At 71.8% G+C, this 3718-nt stretch carries 5 protein-coding genes; 1 reads left to right on the top strand and 4 read right to left on the bottom strand.

What is annotated here, in order from left to right; all coding sequences use genetic code 11:
* Positions 1 to 100: 100 nt before the first annotated feature.
* The 3 genes from AB0395_RS45970 to AB0395_RS45960 all read right to left on the bottom strand — a co-directional run bounded on the left by AB0395_RS45970 (position 101) and on the right by AB0395_RS45960 (position 2004).
* On the bottom strand, positions 101 to 463 hold the full coding sequence (locus AB0395_RS45970; protein WP_366293984.1) for an MmcQ/YjbR family DNA-binding protein: 363 nt from the start codon (positions 461 to 463) through the stop codon (positions 101 to 103).
* Positions 464 to 530: 67 nt separating this feature from the next.
* Positions 531 to 899, bottom strand: coding sequence for a DUF2203 domain-containing protein (locus AB0395_RS45965; RefSeq protein ID WP_366293981.1), 369 nt, complete (start codon positions 897 to 899; stop codon positions 531 to 533).
* Positions 900 to 948: 49 nt separating this feature from the next.
* Positions 949 to 2004: a sigma-70 family RNA polymerase sigma factor gene (locus AB0395_RS45960; RefSeq protein WP_366293979.1), complete on the bottom strand. Its 1056-nt coding sequence runs from the start codon at positions 2002 to 2004 to the stop codon at positions 949 to 951.
* 73 nt (positions 2005 to 2077) lie between these two features.
* Between AB0395_RS45960 and AB0395_RS45955 the strand changes: the two genes are divergently transcribed.
* On the top strand, positions 2078 to 2917 hold the full coding sequence (locus tag AB0395_RS45955; protein WP_366293976.1) for an alpha/beta hydrolase: 840 nt from the start codon (positions 2078 to 2080) through the stop codon (positions 2915 to 2917).
* Positions 2918 to 3101: 184 nt separating this feature from the next.
* On the opposite strand, the gene AB0395_RS45950 is transcribed toward AB0395_RS45955, so the two are convergent.
* Positions 3102 to 3530, bottom strand: coding sequence for a DoxX family protein (locus tag AB0395_RS45950; RefSeq protein WP_366293973.1), 429 nt, complete (start codon positions 3528 to 3530; stop codon positions 3102 to 3104).
* Positions 3531 to 3718: the final 188 nt, after the last annotated feature.

Below are 3718 nucleotides of genomic sequence, written 5' to 3'. Positions count from 1 at the left end.
CCACGGCTTCGGCCGCGCCAACCCGCTCACCCCTCCCGCTATCGCTACAGCGAGAGATCAAACCACAACGGAGATCATTCTGTTAGGAGTTATTAAAGGCTCAGCGGGACCTCCCGGGGTCCGGCTCGCCGAAATGGGCGGCCGCCACCCTCTTCGGCACGGCCATCCGCCACGCCTCCTGGACGAGCTCCCGCAGCTCGGCCTCGTCGATCGCGCCCAGCCACACCCGGACCCAGTTGTAGCGCTCGTCGGAGGGACGCGGCATGTGGAACCTCTCCGGTTCGGCCGCGATCAGCGCGGCCCGCTCCTCCTTGGGGAAGGCGAACCCCATCGAGGTCTCGTCGGGAGAGACCGCGGCGTAGACGATCCGGCCGACCCGGAACGTCACCCGGTCCCGGACGAGCCTCTCCTCGGTCCTGGGTAGCGCCATGGCCACGCGGCGCACGTCGTCAGCGGTGAGCATCGCAGTCCTCCGTCCATCCCCGCGCGCGTCGGGGGGAAATTCGGCCACGTCCCGTCGGCACGAGCGGTCAGGCCTGACCGAGGGGGCGGCGACCGGCGAAGCCGACGTCGGCGCGATGGTACCAGGCGAGCTCTCGGTCCCCCTCCAGCCAGCACAGCCGGACGGGCACTCCGCCGAGCACGGCGGGGAAGTCGACCAGCAGCGGCGCGACCCCCTTGACCTCGATGCCCCGCGTCCCGAACCAGCCGAGGAGCTCGTCCAGGCGCGCCTCCATCCCCTTGGCCTCGGGCAGGCCGCCCGAATCGGACCTGCCGTGCTCGCGGAGGTCCTGGGCCAGCTCGGCCAGGTCGGCGCGCAGGCTCACGAACTCGTCCGCCCGCTCCAGCAGCTCGGGCATCAGCGCCCGTGCCTCCTCGACGGTGAAGATCCTGTCCACCCCTGAACGGTAGCGTCTCGCGGGAAGGCGTTCACCTGTGTCCTCACCGTCAGGACAGCGAGGCGGGCAGCCCGAGCATTGTGAAATGGCCGGGGCCGAGGAAGGAGGTGATCTCGGCGATTCGCCCTCCGTGAAGGGTGAACACGTCGATCGACCAGCCGAGGTACGCCCCCGCATCGTCGTTCCAGAGATAACTGCCCACGCCGGGCTGGCCGTTCGCGCCGGTCGGCAGGTGCCGCCAGCTTCCGCACGTGGTCATCGGAAGCTGCACGACGAAGTCGGTGACGGCCTCGATGCCGTGGTACCAGTGTGCCAGCGGCGGCATCGACCAGGTGACGTCCTCGGTGAGCAACGCGACCAGGGCGGCGGCGTCGCCACGCTCCAGCGCGGCGGAGTACTCGGCGGCGATCTCCCGAACCCGGGCGTCGCCGATCCGGCGCAGCGTCCGCTGCTGGCTGACGGAGGGAACCTTCTCCGCGACGACCTTGCGGGCTCGCGCCAGGGCGGAGTTCACCGACGTGGCCGAGGTGTTCATCATGACGGCGATCTCGGCGGCGGAGAAGCCGAGGACCTCGAAGAGCAGTAGCGCCGCCCGCTGGTTGCCCGGCAGGTGCTGCAGGGCGGCGACGAAGGCGAGCTCGACGGCTTCGCGCTGCTCGTAGCGCGCGTCCGGACCGGCCGGGACACCGACGAGGCCCGCGTCGGGGTAGGGCCCCAACCAGGCGACGTCGGCAAGCGGGACGTCGCCGACCACGGCCCGGTCGCTGGACGGGCCGAGGTCGACGGGCAGGGCCCGCCTGCCCCGGGCTTCGACGGTGTCCAGGCAGGTGCGAGTGGCCACGGTGTAGAGCCACGAGCGCAGCGAACCGCGGCCCTCGAACCGCGAGAGCCCCCGCCACGCCCGCAGCAGGGCCTCCTGCAGGGCGTCGTCGGCGTCGTGGGCCGAGCCGAGCATGCGGTAGCAGTGGGCGTGCAGTTCCCGGCGCAGCGGCCGGACGAGACGGCCGAAGGCGGCGTCGTCCCCGTCACGCGCCCTGGCCAGGTCGGGATCCTCCGTACCCTCCGCGACCGGGTCGGCGATCTCCAGGGAAAAAACTTCGCTCACAAGCGACGATTCTGCCTCACGACCGGAGTCTCTCCTTCGACCGAGCACCACAGCACTGTTCCAGGAGACTCCGTTGAACCACACGACGACCGTCACCACCGGGTCCCTCAAGGTCCCCGACGCCACACTGCACTACGAGGTGCGGGGCCACGGTCCCCTCGTGGTGCTCGTCGGCGCGCCCATGCACGCCGCGCTCTTCGCACCGCTGGCCGACCTGCTCGCCGTCGACCACACCGTGCTCACCACCGACCCACGAGGCCTCAACCGCAGTACCCTCGACACCCCCGGCCAGGACTCGACCCCGGAGATGCGCGCCAACGACCTCTCCCGACTCCTGGCCCACCTCGACGCCGGTCCGGCCGCGGTCTTCGGCTCAAGCGGCGGCGCCGTCACCGCGCTGGCGCTCGCCGTCGCCCACCCCGAGCGGGTGCACACCGTGGTCGCTCACGAGCCCCCGCTGAACGCCCTGCTCGACGACCGCGAGGAGCGTGACGCCGCGGTCGAGGACATCATCGCCACCTACGTCTCCGGCGACGTCGCCGGAGCCTGGGTCAAGTTCATGGTCAACGCCAACATCCCGCTGCCCGGGGCCGGGGAGCCCGGCGGCGCGCCCGCGGAGGCTCCGGCCGAGCCCGATCCGCAGCAGGTGGCGGACGAGCGCTTCTGGTTCCTGCACGAGATGCGCGGGACGACCCGCTGGCAGCCGGACATCGCCACCCTGCGCGCCGGGCAGGCCCGCATCGTGGTCGGCGTCGGCGAGGAGTCGGCGGGCCAGCTCTGCGACCGCGCGTCGGCCGCCCTCGCCGCGGAGCTCGGCACGGAACCGACGCTCTTCCCCGGCGGCCACATCGCCTTCGTCGACGACCCCGAGGCGTTCGCCCCCCGGCTGCGCGCGGTCCTGCACGGGAACTGAGCGACCGGCGCCGCGAGCGCGTGGCGCGGAACGGGTGCGGTGCCACGAGGAGACTGCACGGCACCGCACCCGTTCGCGACCGAGGCGAGAACAGCGCGAAAACCATGACCACGGCAATGCCTGCGGCCGAAGACCGAAGCATCGGGACAGGCCAGGACTCGGCTTCGAGACGGGTAGCGCCCGGTCAGACGGTTCTCGCCGGTGTGGCGGGCGCCCGCCCTCGGGCGTGGGCCCGGGTCAGCCAGGTGTCGAGCGCCCACACCCCGGGGCCAAGCACCGCGATCAGCAGGAACGACCAGGAGTAGACGGCGGCCAGCTCGCCCTCGTTCTCCATCGGCCACAGGGCTTTCGGCTGGTGGATCGTGAAGTAGGCGTAGGCCATCTCGCCCGAGCAGATCAGTGCCGCGATCCGCGTGCCGAGGCCGAGGAGGACCAGGCTCCCTCCGACGAGCTCGATGACGCTCCCGTACCACGTCGGCCAGGCGCCGACACGGACCACCTCGCCGCCGAGCACGCCGAAGATCTTCGAGGCGCCATGACAGGCGAAGAGCAGCCCGATGACGATGCGGAACAGGGAAAGGACGTACGGTCTGGCCGAATCGACGAATTTCACGGCGACCCCTCCTCTTCTGCTACGCCCTGCCCCGGCCGGGAGCGCAGGGCGAAACGGGAAACAACGACACCGGTCAGAGGTGTCCTCGGCGGGCGGGCGGCGGGGGGGACCCGCCGCGCCCCCCCCCCCACCCCCCCGCCCCCCCCCGGGGGCAGGCCGGCGGCACGGGAGTCGAGGTTGAGGATGTC

Origin of the sequence: Streptosporangium sp. NPDC051023, assembly GCF_040689595.1 — a bacterium.
GTDB lineage: Bacteria > Actinomycetota > Actinomycetes > Streptosporangiales > Streptosporangiaceae > Streptosporangium.
The sequence above is the reverse complement of the archived record's forward strand: the minus strand, read 5'-3'. Positions and strand labels throughout refer to the sequence as shown.